Origin of the sequence: Diplocloster agilis (genome assembly GCF_019042275.1) — a bacterium.
In the GTDB taxonomy this organism is placed as follows: domain Bacteria; phylum Bacillota; class Clostridia; order Lachnospirales; family Lachnospiraceae; genus Diplocloster; species Diplocloster agilis.
On the sequence record NZ_JAHQCW010000004.1, the window covers coordinates 58,485 to 75,074 of the forward strand.

Below are 16,590 nucleotides of genomic sequence, written 5' to 3' on the forward strand. Positions count from 1 at the left end.
TAACGTCTTATGAAGGCACTAAGCAGCGTTCCCGCTCGAAGGACATGTATTGCGGGGTCCCGGAAACGGCACCAAGTTCTGTGGCGTTTTCTGCTGTTTCTATGGAAGGAAAATTTGTCTGATCATCTCATTCTTTCGTGCATAAGTGCACCGTACCTGGCCGGTTCGGCCTCAAAATCAATATTTGTTTTGCAATTGCTTGGGGGGATGCCTATTATTATTAATATTTAATATCCGGGGTATCATTTTCTGCTGCTCTGGAATATTCTTATTTCTTTAGTTTATAGCCTATATAATCTATAGTTAGCACTTATAGCCTTTATTGTCTATAATATTTAAATATAGCTTATATAATCTATAATATGGGATTATAGTATTATAAATCTATAATGTGTAAATATAGCTAGTATTATCTATAATAAGAAAATATAGCTTTATAAAGCTATAATATGTAATTATAGCTTGTGGGATGCATAATAATTGATTATCGGTTCCTTTTGCTATATAATGGTGAAAAAGACCTGGGGGTGCCAGATGTATTTTTCCTTTTCTTTTAAACCATATGTGGCAATTATTGGCGACCTGAAACAATCGCGGGATATATCGGACCGGTACGTGGTTCAGGAAAAATTGAACAACGTGTTAGGTGATATAAATGAATCTTATTCCAAGGATCTGTCATCCAAGTTTACTATTACATTGGGCGATGAATTTCAGGGTCTATTAAACTGCGGAGTGAACGCGATGCGGATTACTTCCGAAATTCAACGAAGGATGCACCCGGTAAAAATACGGTTCGGCATCGGCATCGGTTCCATCACTACCGGTATCAATTCGGAGATGGCCATCGGGGCGGATGGGCCTGGTTATTACAAGGCCCGGGAGGCTGTCGAATATCTGCGGGTCATTGAAAAAAGGAACGGCACGCAGGCCGCCGACATCCGGTTTGAGGCCGATGGGGACAACCAGGGCATTGTGACCATGCTCAATACTATTTTGACCTTGATGACTGTTATCAAAGAATCCTGGAGCGACCGCCAAAGAGAGGTGATCGAAGATATCCTGGAACATCAGGACAGTCAGACAAATACTGCAAAACGCCTGCAGATACGGCAGCCTACCGTTCACAGTATACTGGCAAACGGAAATTATTACGCATACAGGGAAGCATTCGATACGCTTGAAAAAGCATTGGAGGAAATTACACAGGATGTACTTTAAAGAAATCTTTCTTTTATTACTATTAGCTCATGTGATAGGGGATTTTTATCTCCAAACAGAGAAAATGGCAGAGAATAAAACGGATCATGTACGCTGGGTTCTTATTCATTGTCTGGTCTACTGGGCGGCATTCGTGATCGTTATTCTGCCGGTATTCAACTGGAGCCTTGTCCTGTACGGATTCCTGGCAGCCCTGCTGCACATGGGCATAGATATGGCAAAATATGCATACACTTCCTTGTCCAAAAAGAAGGTGCGCGCTCTGCGGCGGGAACAATATATCTTTTTAACCGATCAGCTGCTGCATATCAGCGTATTATTTTTTATGGCCTACTATTATACGGTACATGTCGCAAGCCTGCCCTTGAGCCACAGTCTGACCGGAATTTTTTCTGTGACCGGGTTGTCAAAAACAGCCTGTATCTCCTGGATCACAGCACTCCTGCTTATACATAAACCCGTAAATATCGCCATATCCAAAATTTTAATTGTTTTTAAGCCGGAAAATAAAGATGCCGACAGAGAGCAGGTTCACAATGCCGGAAGGTTGATTGGAACCATCGAACGGCTTATTATGCTGATTTTTATATCTCTGGGGCAATACGCCGCCATAGGCCTGGTGCTGACTGCGAAATCAATCGCAAGATATGATAAGATCGTAAAGGAACCTGCATTCGCGGAATATTACCTGTTGGGAACTCTGCTAAGTACAGTATCCGTGATTATAATTTCATTTGTCCTCTGATCAGCCCGCGGCAGAAGGCGAACTTTACATGGTACAGACAGGAATCCCCGGGGCACTCTCAAAGCTGTATTGCGGTGAGTTTACCCCGGGGACCTGCTTTACCAAATTTCTTCTCTTCTAGGTTACGCACTCAGGTACATCTGTAGACCCGTACGGCTGGTGCGGTTTGTTTTTAACGGTTTGTTTTTAACGGTTTGTTTCTTACATTTTGTTAATCCAGTCCGCCATATTATCTTTATAGAACACATAGGGATCATCCATGATCACTTCTGTGCCGCCGTCGGAAGCCGGGATAGCCGTAAAGGTAGTCTCGGGATAATCTCCCCAGGCGTCCATGGTAAACGTAGATCCCTCTTTGCCGTCATAACCATCGTTCATGACTGCCAGAGTGGCTGCCGCGGAGAGTGCTCCCAGATGTCCCAGATCCCACAGCATCATGTACGGGCACACATAGTCAAACGCATTCTCATCCGATGACAGAGGCATGAACGCCTGCATTTCCGAAGGCACGCCCAGCCCGGTTACTTTCATGTCGCTTCCGGCCTGCTTCAGCACCTGGCCCTGCGCGGCAAGACCCACGGTGGTCGGCGCGATGATAACGTCCACTTTGTTCTCGGACATGAATGCCTGAGCCTGAGTGGTGGAAGCGGTCAGGTCGTCGTTTCCGTATTTCTTGTCCAGATCATGGCTTACTTTTCCCTGATAGCAGGGACGCTGCAGTTCTTTTTCCATATCCGCGATCCAGCCGTTCTGTACCGGGGTGTCGATGGAAGCGGAAAGCACACCGATGCGAAGTTCATCACCGGTATAGGCTGCCAGCGCGTCATCCACCGCTTTCTCCATGTTGTCTCCGGGATAATCCACTCCCAGCGCCTGAAGGACCGCCGCCCGCACCTGATAAGCGCCCAGAGCTTCGGAGGATGCCTGATTTACATGGATCGTCCGGAATTCGGGGTTACAGGCGGAATCCACGGAGTTAATAATGACTCCTGCCTCCTTTGCTTTCTTGAACACTTCGTCATAGCCGGCGTCCCCGTTGGTGGCTATGGTAATGGATGCCACTTTTTGAGTGATCAGCTCGTCAATAATCTGGACCTGGGCTGCCACCGTTGTCTCTGTGGGGCTCTTTTCCGCGGTCTTATACCCATGGCTTTCCATGTAATCCGAGTAGCCTTCGTAGATCTTTGTGGTAAATGTCCCCGCCGCCTTAAGCAGCAATACATGAGCGCCTTCCAGATCCCCGCCGCCGGAGCCAGAGGCATCCGCCGGAGCCGCGCTGTCGCTGGAAGCCGGTGCTGCGTCCTTCTCTCCCCCGCTTTGCGCGGACGCATCCGTGCTTTGGCTTCCCGTGTCCGCAGGAGCCGCATCCTGTTTGGAACCGCAGCCTGCCATTGCGCTGACCGTCATGGCCAGGCACAGAGTGATTGCCAATAGTTTTTTCTTCATGTTTCTACCTCCCAATAGAATTTTATTTATATAAACAGCTTTGCTGTTCATACCTTATATACACCCCTATATTTTCCGGAATTTTCGTCTCACCGACGCGAACAAATCCTTGTTGATGTTGGGAATCAGGACGGCGATCAGCAGAACCAGCCCCGTCAGCGTCTTTTTTGCGTTGGCGTCCACACCCATCAGGCCCAGCGTATAGATCAGAAAAGCCATGATAAAGGTAGAGATTATCGGCCCGTACATCTTGCCTTTGCCGCCGCTGGTGGAGATTCCTCCCAGAGCGCAGATGGCGATGGCGTTCATCTCGTAGCCCACACCCATGGTGGAGCTTACACCGCCGCCCATTCTCCCGACGAAGAAGATAGAGGCAATCCCGCACATCACGCCCATGATCAGATAGACGGCCAGTTTGGTTTTCCGCACATTGATACCGGAATATTCCGCAGTTACGGCGTTATTTCCTATAATATAGAGTTTCCGGCCAAATCCGGTCTTCTGAAGAATCACCACAAATACGGCTGCCATCAGCAGGAAAATGATCATGGCCAGCGGGATACCCGCGATCTGGTTCCAGGCCAGCTTCGTATAGAAGTCCGGGAAATTTCTCAGCACATTTACATCCAATATGATCTTTACCACTCCCCGATAGAGCAGGGAATTGGAGATCGTTACAATAACGGAGGGCATTCCCACATAGCCAACCAAAACACCGTTGAACATTCCCAGTAAGACTCCCGTGGCGATTCCTGCCAGGACACAGACCACTGCGGGCACTCCCCGGTCCATCAGCAGTCCGGTTGTCATGGAACAGAAAATCATGTTGGCCGCGCAGGATACATCGATCTCCCCCATCATCATAACCAGCGCCATCCCCAGAACCAGCGGGCAAAGATCCATACCGGACTGGATAATGGATGTGATCGTCCCGGACGCAAAATACAGATTCGGCCTCGCAAGCATCAGCAATATATTGATCAGGAGCAGCAGATAGATCAAAATCATTTCCCATTGAACGAGGAAACCTGTGAGCTTCCATTTTTTCTTTTCGTTCATTACAGCAGCGCCCCCCTCTCCTTTAAATCTTGTCTTCTGGTGGAGCGGGCCGTCCAGATATTGATCCCTACGGCTATAATGATAATCGCTCCCTTGATGGCATCCTGCCAGACACTTAATCCGGGAAGCATGCTGATAAAGGACGTGATGATGCTCATCATCAGAATAGCGATAAATACTCCCCCGACTTTTCCCTGGCCTCCGATGATGCTTACTCCTCCCAGGATGCAGATTGCGATAGCCGTCATCTCGAAACCGTCTCCGATAGCAAAATTACCCACCGCGAAGTTAGCCACATAGAGCATCCCCGAAAGCCCGCATATCGCTCCGCAGATGGTATAAGACATCAGCATGACGCGGGATTCCCGGATACCCGAAACTTTTGCGGATTCTTTATTGGTTCCTACCGCGTAAATCCTCCGCCCCGGGGTGGTATAGTTCAGGAACACCGCCGCCAGAATCAGGATCAGACCGGCGAACCAGATTATATTGTAGATTCCCGCAGTTTTCCCGATGGAAAAGTTCTGAAAGGTCATCTGATACTGATGCGGATACCACCAGGCGCCGGAGGAGATGATAAATGCCAGGCCCCGGAATATGTAATTGGTGCCAAGCGTGGCAATCATGGGCGTGACTTTTAGAGTTCCCACCACAAAACCGTTGAACATGCCGCATACCATCCCGATCAGAACCGCAACGATCAGCCAGAGGAATACCGGCACCTGCGGATGGTTGAATTGAAGCAGCGAGCACACGCACCCCGACAGGGCCATGATGCAGGCAATGGAGATATCGATCCCTCCGCTGATAATCACGATCATCTCTCCCACAGCCAGAAAGACAAACACACAGTTGTTGCGGAGCATATTCATCAGCGATCCCACGGAATACAGATCCGGGGTGATGACCGCCGCCAGAATCATCAGGACGATTAAACCTACGATCAGGCCGAAATTCTTGTTTCCGGTAATTTTTCTCATGCGCCCGCCTCCTTCTGTCTCAGGGAAGCCTCCAGGATCATTTCCTGCGTGGCCTCCCCCTTATCAAACGTCCCGGTCACCCGACCGGCTTTCATCACCACGATACGGTCCGCCATGCCCAGCACTTCCGGCATTTCGGATGAGACCATAATGATCGCGTAGCCTCCGGACGCCAGTTCGTTCATAATCTCGTAGATCGAGGATTTGGCTCCCACATCGATCCCCTTGGTCGGTTCGTCCAGGATCAGCACTTTCAGGTCGCAGTTCAGAAGCTTCGCAAAGACCACCTTCTGCTGGTTCCCGCCGGACAGGGAAGAGGGAGGGGCCTGGATGCTTTCCGCCTTCAGCTGAATCTTTTGGCAAAAACCCAGCGCCGCTTCTTTTTCCTGCTCCACATTTATGATTCCATATCTTTGAAATTTATCCATTGCGGCCGAGGTCACATTCTGATAGATCGGAAGCTCATTGATAAGCCCCTGGATCTGCCGGTCTTCCGGCAGCATGCCGATCCCGAAGCGGAATGCGTCCTTGGGACTCCTGACATGGATCGTTTGTCCGTTCAGCTTAAGGCTCCCGGTATCCGGGGGCATAATGCCAAAAATACTCTGACAGACTTCGGTCCGTCCGGCCCCCACCAGTCCGGTCAGCGCTACAATCTCACCCTGTCGGACGTCGAAGGACACATCTTTGAAATATCCTTCCTTGGATATTCCCTCCACCTCAAAGACAACCTGCCCGATCTGCGCGGTTTTCTCCGGATACATCTGATTCAGTTCCCGTCCTACCATCTTCGAGATCAGGTCGTGATTCGTGATCTGGTCCACATCCCAGCAGCCGATATACTCCGCATCCCGGAATACGGTAACCCGGGAGGCCAGCCGGTACATGTCCTCAAACTTATGGGTAATAAAGATAATCGATACTCCCTGGTCCCGCAGATTCTCCGTGATCCGGTAGAGTTCCTCGCATTCGTGGTTCGTCAAAGACGCGGTCGGCTCGTCCATGATCATGATACGCGCATTCCTGGACAGGGCTTTGGCGATCTCCACCAGCTGCTGTTCTGCCACAGAAAGGGCGGACATAGGCTTACGTACATCCAGAGTCGGACTCAGGGGCGCGATCAGTTCTTTTGCCTTCTGATTCATAAGCTTCCAGTTATAGAAGCCCATCTTATTCTTGATCTCCTGCCCCATAAATATATTTTCCGTAACCGTCAGATCCGGGAATGCGGTCACGTGCTGATAGATCGCCGCTATTCCCATACGGGCGGATTCCAGCGGGGAACGGAAGGTAACCTGTTCCCCCTCTAACAGCATGGTACCGCTGTCCGGCTGATGCACGCCGGTGATCACTTTGATAAATGTGGATTTTCCTGCTCCGTTCTCCCCCATCAGGGCATGAATCTCCCCTGGTTTCAGCTGAAAGCTGACCCCTTTCAGCGCCTGTACGCCTCCAAACGTCTTAACTACATCTTTCAGCTCCAATATATAGTCACCCATTGGTTAAAGTCTCCTTTCCTCCGCCGTTTTCTATGGAATCAGTATTACTTTGGAGGCTTCCTGTGTTCTGGACATTTCAAACCCCTGGTGATATTGTTCCAACGGCAGTTCGCAGGTGATGATGGATTTGAGATCCAGACGGCCGGCGGCAGCCAGGGCCAGGCTGTTTCTCCAAGATTCCGCGTTATAACCCATATGTCCGATAATCCGGACATTTTTCAGGGCGAAATCGTCCAGACCGCGGTTATAGGTCTTATCGCTCATTCCGATTCTGACAATCGCCCCTTCATTTCTTACGATCCGGATCGCCTGTTCCGTGATCATGGGAACGCCGGCGGCATCCACCACTAAGGCCACACCGTTCCCGCCCGCTATCTTAAGAACGCTTTCCGCCAGATCCGCTTCCTCATCCGATGCCAAAAAATCAGTAGCTCCGAATTTTCTGGCGGTGGCCTCCCGGCTTCTGCGGTCGGAGGACATACCGACGGCAATCACTTTAGACGCGCCGCCGATATAAGCCTGCTGGATGGACATAAGCCCCAGGGCCCCGACACCGAATACGACGGCAGTCTCGCCCGACCGGAAACCTGCCTGCTGGATGACGGCGTTGTAACCGTTCGCCGCCGGATCCATCAGGGTAGCTTCCGAAAAGCTTAAGTTGTCCGGGATGTGGTACAGGCAATTTGGGTACATCTGTAACAGCCGGCCCGGTATCCGCACTTATTTTGTAAATCCTCCGTCCATGGAACAGCCCATGGTCTGCCGGTGTGCACAGGCCACGAAGTTACCTGCGGCACAGGAGGGGCAGCGCCCGCAGGCGTCTCCCGTATTCTCCGATACCACCCGGTCCCCGATCTTCCAATAGTCCGAGACATTTTTACCAATTCCTGCTATGACGCCGGCAAATTCGTGTCCCATGATAAACGGGACCTGGCCCATGGGCTCCAGCCGGCCATAGTAAAAATGCAGATCACTTCCGCAGATTCCGCATGCTTTCACTTCCAGCAGAATATCGTCGTCGCCGATCACCGGTTCCGGTACCTCCCGGAACTCCACCTGTCCTTTTCCGCACAAAACAACCGCTTTCATTTTACACACTCCTTTCTTAGATACCTCCACCGATGCCGCTCCCGTATCTCAATTCCGATGGGGAGCCGCACCGTCTATTTTTCCTTCTTAACGGATTACCTCGTTTAGCTCCAGCCGTTCTCCGCTGGGTCCCCGGAAGGTAACGTATTTTACCCCTTTGTCCCAAAGCTCTTTGTCCTCCACAATCGGACCGTCAAATACGATTCCCTTGGCTAAGAGAACTTCCACGGCCTGTTCTATGTTACCTGCCGCGATGGCGATATGTTCAATCCTGCCTCTGTCCGGGAGATTTGTCCCGGGCTGGCAGATACATTCCAGAATCAGATTCCCTTTCTGTAAAAATACGATCTCCGTCTTGACGCCTGATTCCGGATCCACTACGGTTTTCGCAGTGGGGGCCTCAAATCCCAAGATATCCTGATAGAATTTCTTCGTCTCCTCCATGTCTGTGACCCAGAGGCCGATGTGGGCCAGATCTTTCCATTCCTTCTCCTGCATGAATCCTTCCTCCCATCTGTATTTTTGCTTACTGCACGCAGCTGCGTGCTCCCTGTAATTTACACATAAGATCCCGGTAATCCGATGTCTAAAAACAGTATTCATACATCGCCTTCAGCGCGGTTTTGTTATACTCATCTTCTATCCCGTTGTCCAGGCAGTCTCTGTAAGCCGCTTCCACCAGAAGATCCACCTCCCTGGTCGGTATCTCCCCTTCCCGAAAGGAGGCCGGGACACCGATCCGGTGGTACCACTCCTGCAGGGCTTTCATACCCAGCCGCGCCTGAAATTCCTCCGGGAACATCCGGATTCCGAATACCTGCCGCGCGAATTTTGCAAATCTTCCGATCAGGCGCTCATCCTTTTTGTCCAGCATGTAGCGCATCCAACCGGTAGTGACAATGGAGACCGCAGCGCCATGAGGCGTATCATAACGTCCGCTGAGCGGATGGGACAGAATATGACAGGGCACGTAAGTCTTTCCAAGACCGCAGCGGTAAAATTCATTCCAGGAAATGGATGCAGCCCACATCATGGTGTCCCGCGCCTCCTCATCCTTCGGATTCTCCAGCAGGCATTCCATACATTCCATTACTGTACGCATCAGGCTCTCGCAATATCCGTCCTGAATCGGCGTCCAGCGCTCCTGCTCCGTAAAGTAAGCCTCCGAAAGATGGGATATAATATCCGCGGCGGAGTAGGCCGTATTCCGGATCGGAATGCCGTAGGTCAGCTCCGGGTCCAGGATGGAAGCCCTGGGATAGATCTCCGGTCCGGACAGTGCGGATTTTTGTTTTTTCTCCTCATTATTCATGACCGAGATACAGTTCATCTCCGAGCTGGTGGCCGGTATGGTGCAGACCGTAACCAGAGGCAGCGCATCCGAGAGTTCTCCTTTTCCCTCGTACAGGTCCCAGACATCCCCGTCATAGAGCGCGCCGGCGGCAATGCATTTGCCCTCGTCTATCACACTTCCTCCGCCCACGGCCAGGATGACGCCGATCCCGTTCTCCAGAACCTTTTGGATTCCTTCCCTGGCATGCGCAACATCGGGATTGGATTTGACCCCCAGGTGCTCCACGGTCTGCACTCCCGCCCCGTTTAAGGACTGATGCAGCTGTTCATAGATCCCGATCTGTTCCAGCACCTCTTTGTCGTAGGACAACAGCAGAGCTTTATGGCCCCGCATCTTTACCTGTTCGCCTGCCTCATTCACTCTTCCCTTACCGTATATCATCTCTGTAGGAATACAGAAATTAAATGGTCTCATGGCCTGTCCCTCCCTTAGAACTCTATGGCTACCTTCACCGCTGTCTGTTTCTCATTTAACGCGCATTCGAAGGCTTTCTGCACTTCCTCAAATTTGAAAGTATGGGACACCACCCCGGATACGTCCACCTTGCCGGACGCCACCGCATCCAGTACCAGCGGATAGATCCCGTGATAGCGGAATACGCTCAGGAGATCCACCTCATTGTTGTTCAGCTGCAGCTGATTAATCGGAACATCCTCATGGACATTGCCCACCAGGACGATCTTTCCGCCCTTCTTCACCAGATCCGGCGTCATCGCGGCGGTAACTTTACTGCCCGCCGTCTCAAATACGAAATCCGCGCCTTTCCCGCCGGTAAGCCGCAGGACTTCCTCCATCAGATTCTGTCTGGAGGAATTGATCACCGCAGTTGCTCCCAGCTCCTTCGCCTTCGCCAGACGGTTGTCATACAGGTCGGCTATGATCACGGCGGAAGCTCCCAGCGCCCGGCAGGCCAGCAGCGTCATCAGGCCGATACAGCCGGACCCCAGCACGACCGCAGTCTTGCCAAGAAAGATACCGCTGCGCTTGGCCGCGTGCATACCTACGGCGAACGGCTCGAACATCGCTCCTTCCAAAGTGGAAACGGAGTCCGGAAGCCGGAACGCCATAAAAGCCGGATAGGATATGTAACGGCTCAGCGCCGCCGTCTGAAACGGCGGGGAAGCCATGAAAATCATGTTATCGCAGAGGTTATAACGTCCTTCCAGGCAATAGTCACATTTTCCGCAGGGGATACCTGGTTCCACAGCCACACGGTCCCCCTCTTTCAGATGTTTCACATTTTTCCCCGTCCGGGTGACGACTCCGGCGCATTCATGTCCCAAAATAAAAGGCAGAGGCGGTTCTTTCACAAATCCCCCATAGGTGGGATCTTCAAAGAAACCCACATCGGAACCGCAGACTCCCACATGTTTGATCTCAATCATAACATCGTCCGGCCCGCACTCCGGCATAGGTACATCCCTGATCTCAAATTCAAACGCTTTTAACAGATAGGCACTCTGATTCTGCATAGCAAAAATCCCCCTTTCAATCCAGATTATCCGCGATGGCCGCATCGATCATCGCGATCTCTTCCGGTGACAATTCCCAATCCATTCCACGGCAGTTTTCCGCCGCTTCTTTTTCATTTCTCACGCCTACAATGGCCGTATGTACATACTCCTTTTGTATACTCCAGTTCAGCGCCACCTGGGCGACCGGCGCATGGTGGTTCCCCGCCACTATATCCAGAGTTTTCAGGAGCTCCATGATCTGTGTAAACATGGGTTCTTCAAAATACGGATAGAAGGTTCTCCGGGTATCCTCCGGCGGGAAATCCGGCATGGCCCGGATCGCTCCGGTCAGAATCCCGGCTCCCAGAGACCCGTAAGTCATGATTCCGATCTCACGCCGCGCGCACCAGTTCATCAGATCGGTTTCCACACGGTTTACCATGGAGAAGGGCGGCTGGATCACCTCCACCGGCCCGTACTTTTCCGCTTCCAGGATCTGTGCTTCGGAAAAATTCGATACGCCGATATGGCGGATCTTCCCCTGATCCAGCAGTTTTACCATGGCTCCCATAGACTCTCCGATCTCCACCTTCGGGTCCGGCCAATGGATCAGGTAAATATCGATATAGTCCGTGCCCAGATTCTTGAGCGATTCCTCGCACTGACGCAAGATATTTGCCGCTCTGCCGTCCTTGATATAGCTGCCGTCGGGTCCGGTGTAGAGCGCCGTCTTTGTCGTCAGATACACCTTATCCCGAATGCTTCGGACTGCCTCTCCCACTACCCGTTCCGAATGTCCGGCATTATAACCGGGCGCCGTGTCGATCAGGTTGACTCCCTGGGCGGCCATCTCCTGTATCGCCGCGATGCTGTCCACTTCATTGACCTCGCCCCAGTTGGCGCCGCCAATGGCCCAGGTGCCTGTTGTCAGAACGGATACATCCAATCCAGTTTTTCCGAATTTTTTATAACGCATGTGAAACCTCCTTCTCCGAATCCAAAACCTCCTGCAGTTGTTCCCGGCTCCGAACACCGGTGGAAGCCCCTATGTGAGCGACCGCGATCGAAGCTGCCGCATTGGCGTATCGGCAGCAATGATACAGGTCCTGGCCTTCCATCAGACCCGTAATAAATCCTGCCGCAAAATTATCCCCGGCTCCTGTCGTGTCCACCGCTTCCACCAGGAAAGGCGGCACGATCATGCGGGTATCCCGGTTTCTGGCCAGACAGCCTCTCTTTCCGATCTTGATTATGACATTGGACACCCCGAAGGAGAGTATCCGCTCCGCCATCCGGTCCGGATCATCTTCACCGGTCAGTCCCCGGGCTTCCTCCTGGTTGGGAAAGAAATAATCGATACAGGGCCAGAGATCCCGGTAGGTTTCCAGTCTGCATCCCTCGGAATACATCATGTCGGCGCAGACAATGGCTCCGCTTTCCTTGGCCGCCCTTGCCACTGCCAGCGCATTGTCCACGTCATCAAAGGGCGGGAAGTAGAGGCTGGCCAGCGATACGACCCGCGCCCCCCGGACCTTCTCCGGGTCCACCCGGAAGCTCAGTGATTCCGGGCGGGCTGCATTGAAAAAGCTGCGCTCCGCATCTTCCCGGATCAAAGGCACCGACAACATGGAGGGGCTGTCCGGATTCGTGACGCTTTTGGAATAATCCACGCCGGCCTCATCCAGCACCATACGGATAAAGTCCGCGGTGGGATCTCCCCCAAGGCCGGTGATCAATTCCACCTTTTTCCCCAGCTTGTTCAGCACATAGGACTCATTCACCGCATCGCCGCCGATCCAGATAGAGGTCTCCTTTACCGGAATCAGCTCTTTGCTGAAATCTATCTGCGCAACTCCGCGAATGCATACATCCACGCAGCAGAACCCGACGCATATTACTTTATCTGGCATCTTACTCCCTCCATCGTTTCAACATCCGATTAACGGCTGTGTTTGAAAAATCTCAATATGCTCCCTGACGATCTTTGTAACCGCCTGATCTGCCGCTTCCTGAATCTCCTGCATGTGAATCGGACGGTCACCCGCTTTGGCGACAGTCTCCTTCACTGCGCCTGCGGCGGCCAGGGACATGCCGGTAAAAAAGTTGATCTTGTTAATTCCATGTTCCACGGCTCCCCGGAAAGCCTCCGGTGTCAAACCGGAACCCCCGTGCATCACCAGAGGAATGTCCACCTGGCTGCGGATATCGGACAGCCGCTTCAGATCCAGCTTCGGCGTCCCCCGGTATATTCCGTGGACCGTACCGATCGCAACGGCCAAAGCGTCCACCCCGGTGGCTTCCACAAATCTCACGGCTTCTTCCGGCGTGGTGAAATTCGCGCTGTCAGCGACCGCCCCATCCTTGAGAAGCGCTCCCCCCTCTGCGCCGCCCACATGTCCGATCTCCGCTTCCACGCTGACACCGCAAGCATGGGCGGCCTCCGTAACTTTTTTCGTGATGCGGATGTTCTCTTCCATGGGCAGAGACGAACCGTCAAACATCACTCCTGAAAAACCGGCGTGAATCGCCTTCATGCAATCCTCGAAGCTTCCCCCATGATCCAGATGGAGCGCGACCGGTACACCGGCATTGCGGATCATTTCCAGCGTCAGCTTTACATATTCCCCGGGTTTCTCCTGCTCCTCGATCATCCCCCATGTAACCATCAGGATCATAGGGGTTCCGGTCTGTTCCGCCGCCTTCAGTATCGCCGCTGTGTTCTGATAGCTCGCAGTGTCAAAGGCCCCGACGGCGTATCTTCGTTCCACAGATTCGCGAAGTACCTCTTTGAGTGTAACTAGTGACATTTTCCTTCTCCTCCTTCTTCTGTATCGGTTCCTTAATCAGTCAGGTGGTTATGAGTGATCCACCGGAGGCTTCTGCGTCTCATCCGGGAATTCCTCTGTCTGCAGCTGCTTTCTACAGGCTTCATAACCCGCGGCGAATGCCAGCAGTTGTTTTGTTTCCGATTCATCCAGGCAATCCAGCACATGAATCAGCGCTCTTCGATTATCATACTGAATCTTCATAATCCGCCTCCTTTCTTTGACTTAAGCAAAGTATGTATCGAACAAAGTCAAATGTCAAGCTAATTTTTATTTGACCAAGTGATACTTTTATGATATGCTAGCTTCAAGAATTGAGGTGGTATAGTATGACACTGGGTGATCGGATAAAATGTATCCTGTCGGAAAAAAATATGAAGCAGGTGGAATTTGCTTCCACTCTGGGGATAAGCGCCAACTATGTGAATCAGCTGGTCAATGGAAAGAAGACAAATATCTCAGAGACATTGGCAAAATTAATCGAAGAACGTTTTGGATATTCAGCAGAATGGATCATAAACGAAAGTGGCAGCAAAATGGCATCTCCTACCCTATCGGCAATTAAAAAAGAATTCATCCGTAAAATCAGGAAAATGCCGGATGAAGAAGTTTTGGCGATGCTGGCATTTGCGGAAACCTTCGCCAGTTTTAAACGGCAGTACGGAATGGCCGCGCCGGAAACGCAAAGCTGAGATTCCCGGAGCGAAGGCCGGGATTTCAGCCGGAGAGTTACCTCCGGAAATCCTCCCGGCTCTTTCGATCCGTTTTCCATTTTCTTCTGTCCTGATAGCAGTCGAAGAGGATCAGCCAGACCGTAAAACCATAAGTACGGATGATCTGTTCGCTTACCGGAGCCAGCTCGCTGTCCGGGTCGTTTATACAGGGAATGCCGGCTCCGGCGATCCTGGCAAACAGGCTTACCTCCTGCTCCGGCACCATCGGATCTACAAAGAGGGTATCCGCATTTAAGTCATACAGAACCACAAAATCATCCGGCTCCATCGTATACCTTTCATACAGCAGAAGTTTCATAGCCTCTGTCAGCCCGTTTTTATCTACACGGATTATGTTCATATCATTCAAAGCATACAGCTCCTTTCCGGAATCCTCCTCCCGGCATTTCAAATTCTTACATTATCAATACTGCAGTTTCTATTTTCTAAATGGATTTTCTGTGTTGGAACTACACAGAGAAATTACTGGAATTCCTTCGGATGGGAAGGATAAGAAGGGATATGAATATTTTTAAAATATTACAGAGTTAAATAACTCTGTATACTTATTATAGCAATACATCTGCGCTCTGTCAAGAACATATGTTCTATTTTTGAATTCACTTTACCTCTCGGCAATTGGGAAAGAAAAGGGTGCGATGAACATCACAGGAGGTGGTTCTTATCGATCATCAGAATACCATCGGATCACGAATCCGATACTATCGGAATATTCAGAAATTGACTCAGAAACAGCTGGCTGAATCAGCCGGCATCAATGAAGTGACTCTGCGCTGTTATGAAGCCGGAAAATACCGGCCGCGCTATGACAAGGTCTGCAGTTTATGTAAAGTGCTCGGCCTTCGTCCGGAAGACATCCTGGATCCTCCGACTTCAGAGTCGGGGGATCCAGGCTCCGATGCAGCCTCCTGTATTCAGGAGGATACCACCTATTCCCCCGGCCCGGTCCTGTCCTCCTCTCTGTCAAATCTTTCCTCTCGTACGCAGGACCTGTCCTTTCCTGCGTACGGGGAGAACCAGGAGCTGATTGACGAGGCGCTCCGGCATCTCCTGGCTTTAAACCGGGACGGCCTTCTAAAGGCTCTGGAACAGCTGGAGCTTTTGGGCAGGATTCCTGAATTCAGGGAAAAGGGAGAGAAGGATTAGAGGAAAGTCCCGCGGAAGATCCGCAGCCTTAAACCAGCCTGTTTACCGGCTCTTTGCCCTCAAATACGGCAATCAGCGCTTCCGCTGTAACGACCGATGTAGTCGCGCAGTTTTCATAGGTCTCTGCCGAAGTATGGGGCGTAGCTACATACTGTTCAAAAGCAAACAGCGGATTGTCGGGCAATACCGGCTCTGAGGCAAATACATCGGTGCCTGCGCCCGCGATTTTTCCGGACTCCAGAGCTTCACAGAGCGCTTTTTCGTCCACTATGGTTCCACGGGCGGTATTAATCAGGCATACTCCGTCTTTCATGCGGGCGATGGTTTCCCGGTTGATCAGCTGTGCGGTCTCAGGCGTTGCGGGCAGGTGGATGGAGATGATATCGCTCTGCTCCAATACTTCTTCGAGACTGCAAAGCCGTACGCCAAGCTCATCCGCCTTTTCCTGATTCGGATATTTGTCGTACGCGATCATTGCCGGATGAAAGCCCTGCAGCTTTTCCGCTACATTCCGGGCGATAGCCCCGAACCCCAGGAAGCCGACGGTCTGGCTTTTCAGCTCGTGGGCCATAGGGCGGACCCATTCTCCCCGGCGGATGGCCGCATTCAGGAACGGGATTCGTCTGGTGAGGCTTAGTATCAGGCCGACCGCCTGCTCCGCAACCGCGGAGGTATTCACGCCCGGGCAGTTGCTGACCGTGATTCCGTGGGCTTTGGCAGCGTCCAGATCTATATTGTCGACTCCCACGCCAAAGCGCGCAATGGCTTTCAGCTTCGGAGCCAGGCCGAAGATTTCCTGGTTCCATGTATCGACGCCTGCTACCACACCGTCAATGTCTGCTATGACTTCCTTTAACTCTTCCGGGGTATAGGGACGGTCATGAGGGTTCTCCACAATTTCGCACCCATAGTCTTCCAGGATTTTTTTGCCTTCCAGACAATATTTTGAATAGTTGGTGGCGGTTACTAATATTTTTTTCATTACCGTTTGAGTCCTTTCTGTTCGATTGGGGACATGTCCATTTCGATCATGTCTAT

At 51.6% G+C, this 16,590-nt stretch carries 19 protein-coding genes; 4 read left to right on the forward strand and 15 right to left on the reverse strand.

Annotated elements, in window-relative coordinates:
- Positions 1–534 precede the first annotated feature (534 nt).
- Together KTH89_RS03730 and KTH89_RS03735 are read left to right on the forward strand one after the other, a co-directional pair.
- A complete protein-coding gene (locus KTH89_RS03730; protein WP_238720681.1) occupies positions 535–1,221 on the forward strand; it encodes a SatD family protein in 687 nt (228 codons plus the stop codon).
- Positions 1,211–1,966: a DUF3307 domain-containing protein gene (locus KTH89_RS03735; protein WP_158342272.1), complete on the forward strand. Its 756-nt coding sequence runs from the start codon at positions 1,211–1,213 to the stop codon at positions 1,964–1,966. Before KTH89_RS03730 ends, KTH89_RS03735 begins: the two co-directional genes overlap by 11 nt.
- 201 nt (positions 1,967–2,167) lie before the next feature.
- Here KTH89_RS03735 and KTH89_RS03740 read toward each other — a convergent pair whose 3' ends face one another.
- The 13 genes from KTH89_RS03740 to KTH89_RS03800 form a co-directional block, all read right to left on the reverse strand.
- Entirely contained in the window at positions 2,168–3,412 is a 1,245-nt protein-coding gene (locus tag KTH89_RS03740) for a substrate-binding domain-containing protein (RefSeq protein ID WP_158342273.1), read from the reverse strand.
- Positions 3,413–3,478: 66 nt separating this feature from the next.
- Positions 3,479–4,471 (reverse strand): ABC transporter permease, encoded by a 993-nt coding sequence (locus KTH89_RS03745; RefSeq protein WP_158342274.1) that lies wholly within the window; start codon positions 4,469–4,471, stop codon positions 3,479–3,481.
- Entirely contained in the window at positions 4,471–5,451 is a 981-nt protein-coding gene (locus KTH89_RS03750) for an ABC transporter permease (protein ID WP_158342275.1), read from the reverse strand. Before KTH89_RS03750 ends, KTH89_RS03745 begins: the two co-directional genes overlap by 1 nt.
- A complete protein-coding gene (locus tag KTH89_RS03755) occupies positions 5,448–6,950 on the reverse strand; it encodes a sugar ABC transporter ATP-binding protein (RefSeq protein WP_158342276.1) in 1,503 nt (500 codons plus the stop codon). The genes KTH89_RS03750 and KTH89_RS03755 overlap by 4 nt, the downstream gene beginning before the upstream one ends.
- Before the next feature lie 30 nt (positions 6,951–6,980).
- Entirely contained in the window at positions 6,981–7,643 is a 663-nt protein-coding gene (locus tag KTH89_RS03760; protein WP_238720685.1) for a zinc-dependent alcohol dehydrogenase, read from the reverse strand.
- Positions 7,644–7,670: 27 nt separating this feature from the next.
- On the reverse strand, positions 7,671–8,039 hold the full coding sequence (locus KTH89_RS03765) for an alcohol dehydrogenase catalytic domain-containing protein (protein WP_158342278.1): 369 nt from the start codon (positions 8,037–8,039) through the stop codon (positions 7,671–7,673).
- A gap of 87 nt (positions 8,040–8,126) precedes the next feature.
- Positions 8,127–8,537, reverse strand: coding sequence for a VOC family protein (locus KTH89_RS03770; protein ID WP_238720687.1), 411 nt, complete (start codon positions 8,535–8,537; stop codon positions 8,127–8,129).
- Between the two features lie 88 nt (positions 8,538–8,625).
- Positions 8,626–9,807 (reverse strand): iron-containing alcohol dehydrogenase, encoded by a 1,182-nt coding sequence (locus tag KTH89_RS03775; RefSeq protein WP_158342280.1) that lies wholly within the window; start codon positions 9,805–9,807, stop codon positions 8,626–8,628.
- A 14-nt stretch (positions 9,808–9,821) separates the two neighbouring features.
- Positions 9,822–10,865, reverse strand: coding sequence for an NAD(P)-dependent alcohol dehydrogenase (locus KTH89_RS03780; protein WP_238720688.1), 1,044 nt, complete (start codon positions 10,863–10,865; stop codon positions 9,822–9,824).
- Positions 10,866–10,881: 16 nt separating this feature from the next.
- Positions 10,882–11,823, reverse strand: coding sequence for an aldo/keto reductase (locus KTH89_RS03785; RefSeq protein WP_158342282.1), 942 nt, complete (start codon positions 11,821–11,823; stop codon positions 10,882–10,884).
- Positions 11,813–12,757, reverse strand: a complete 945-nt coding sequence (locus KTH89_RS03790; RefSeq protein WP_158342283.1) for a carbohydrate kinase family protein — start codon at positions 12,755–12,757, stop codon at positions 11,813–11,815. The genes KTH89_RS03785 and KTH89_RS03790 overlap by 11 nt, the downstream gene beginning before the upstream one ends.
- A gap of 18 nt (positions 12,758–12,775) precedes the next feature.
- Positions 12,776–13,654, reverse strand: coding sequence for a class II fructose-bisphosphate aldolase (locus KTH89_RS03795; protein WP_158342284.1), 879 nt, complete (start codon positions 13,652–13,654; stop codon positions 12,776–12,778).
- A 48-nt stretch (positions 13,655–13,702) separates the two neighbouring features.
- Positions 13,703–13,876, reverse strand: coding sequence for a hypothetical protein (locus KTH89_RS03800; RefSeq protein WP_238720690.1), 174 nt, complete (start codon positions 13,874–13,876; stop codon positions 13,703–13,705).
- A 125-nt stretch (positions 13,877–14,001) separates the two neighbouring features.
- Between KTH89_RS03800 and KTH89_RS03805 the strand changes: the two genes are divergently transcribed.
- Positions 14,002–14,364 (forward strand): helix-turn-helix domain-containing protein, encoded by a 363-nt coding sequence (locus KTH89_RS03805; protein ID WP_158342285.1) that lies wholly within the window; start codon positions 14,002–14,004, stop codon positions 14,362–14,364.
- 37 nt (positions 14,365–14,401) lie between these two features.
- Here the strand turns inward: KTH89_RS03805 and KTH89_RS03810 are convergent, their stop codons facing one another.
- Positions 14,402–14,755, reverse strand: a complete 354-nt coding sequence (locus KTH89_RS03810; RefSeq protein ID WP_238720691.1) for a hypothetical protein — start codon at positions 14,753–14,755, stop codon at positions 14,402–14,404.
- A 305-nt stretch (positions 14,756–15,060) separates the two neighbouring features.
- Here KTH89_RS03810 and KTH89_RS03815 point away from each other — a divergent pair, with 305 nt between their 5' ends.
- Positions 15,061–15,552, forward strand: a complete 492-nt coding sequence (locus tag KTH89_RS03815; protein ID WP_158342287.1) for a helix-turn-helix domain-containing protein — start codon at positions 15,061–15,063, stop codon at positions 15,550–15,552.
- Positions 15,553–15,580: 28 nt separating this feature from the next.
- On the opposite strand, the gene KTH89_RS03820 is transcribed toward KTH89_RS03815, so the two are convergent.
- The gene (locus KTH89_RS03820; protein WP_158342288.1) at positions 15,581–16,534 is read right to left on the reverse strand and encodes a phosphoglycerate dehydrogenase; all 954 of its coding nucleotides are present in this window, start codon (positions 16,532–16,534) and stop codon (positions 15,581–15,583) included.
- Positions 16,535–16,590: the final 56 nt, after the last annotated feature.

Bases quoted from the DNA above. Each gene is read 5' to 3' on its own strand.
- KTH89_RS03730 (WP_238720681.1), top strand. From the start codon at position 535: ATGTATTTTTCCTTTTCTTTTAAACCATATGTGGCAATTATTGGCGAC.
- KTH89_RS03735 (WP_158342272.1), top strand. From the start codon at position 1,211: ATGTACTTTAAAGAAATCTTTCTTTTATTACTATTAGCTCATGTGATA.
- KTH89_RS03740 (WP_158342273.1), bottom strand. From the start codon at position 3,412: ATGAAGAAAAAACTATTGGCAATCACTCTGTGCCTGGCCATGACGGTC.
- KTH89_RS03745 (WP_158342274.1), bottom strand. From the start codon at position 4,471: ATGAACGAAAAGAAAAAATGGAAGCTCACAGGTTTCCTCGTTCAATGG.
- KTH89_RS03750 (WP_158342275.1), bottom strand. From the start codon at position 5,451: ATGAGAAAAATTACCGGAAACAAGAATTTCGGCCTGATCGTAGGTTTA.
- KTH89_RS03755 (WP_158342276.1), bottom strand. From the start codon at position 6,950: ATGGGTGACTATATATTGGAGCTGAAAGATGTAGTTAAGACGTTTGGA.
- KTH89_RS03760 (WP_238720685.1), bottom strand. From the start codon at position 7,643: ATGTACCCAAATTGCCTGTACCACATCCCGGACAACTTAAGCTTTTCG.
- KTH89_RS03765 (WP_158342278.1), bottom strand. From the start codon at position 8,039: ATGAAAGCGGTTGTTTTGTGCGGAAAAGGACAGGTGGAGTTCCGGGAG.
- KTH89_RS03770 (WP_238720687.1), bottom strand. From the start codon at position 8,537: ATGCAGGAGAAGGAATGGAAAGATCTGGCCCACATCGGCCTCTGGGTC.
- KTH89_RS03775 (WP_158342280.1), bottom strand. From the start codon at position 9,807: ATGAGACCATTTAATTTCTGTATTCCTACAGAGATGATATACGGTAAG.
- KTH89_RS03780 (WP_238720688.1), bottom strand. From the start codon at position 10,865: ATGCAGAATCAGAGTGCCTATCTGTTAAAAGCGTTTGAATTTGAGATC.
- KTH89_RS03785 (WP_158342282.1), bottom strand. From the start codon at position 11,823: ATGCGTTATAAAAAATTCGGAAAAACTGGATTGGATGTATCCGTTCTG.
- KTH89_RS03790 (WP_158342283.1), bottom strand. From the start codon at position 12,757: ATGCCAGATAAAGTAATATGCGTCGGGTTCTGCTGCGTGGATGTATGC.
- KTH89_RS03795 (WP_158342284.1), bottom strand. From the start codon at position 13,654: ATGTCACTAGTTACACTCAAAGAGGTACTTCGCGAATCTGTGGAACGA.
- KTH89_RS03800 (WP_238720690.1), bottom strand. From the start codon at position 13,876: ATGAAGATTCAGTATGATAATCGAAGAGCGCTGATTCATGTGCTGGAT.
- KTH89_RS03805 (WP_158342285.1), top strand. From the start codon at position 14,002: ATGACACTGGGTGATCGGATAAAATGTATCCTGTCGGAAAAAAATATG.
- KTH89_RS03820 (WP_158342288.1), bottom strand. From the start codon at position 16,534: ATGAAAAAAATATTAGTAACCGCCACCAACTATTCAAAATATTGTCTG.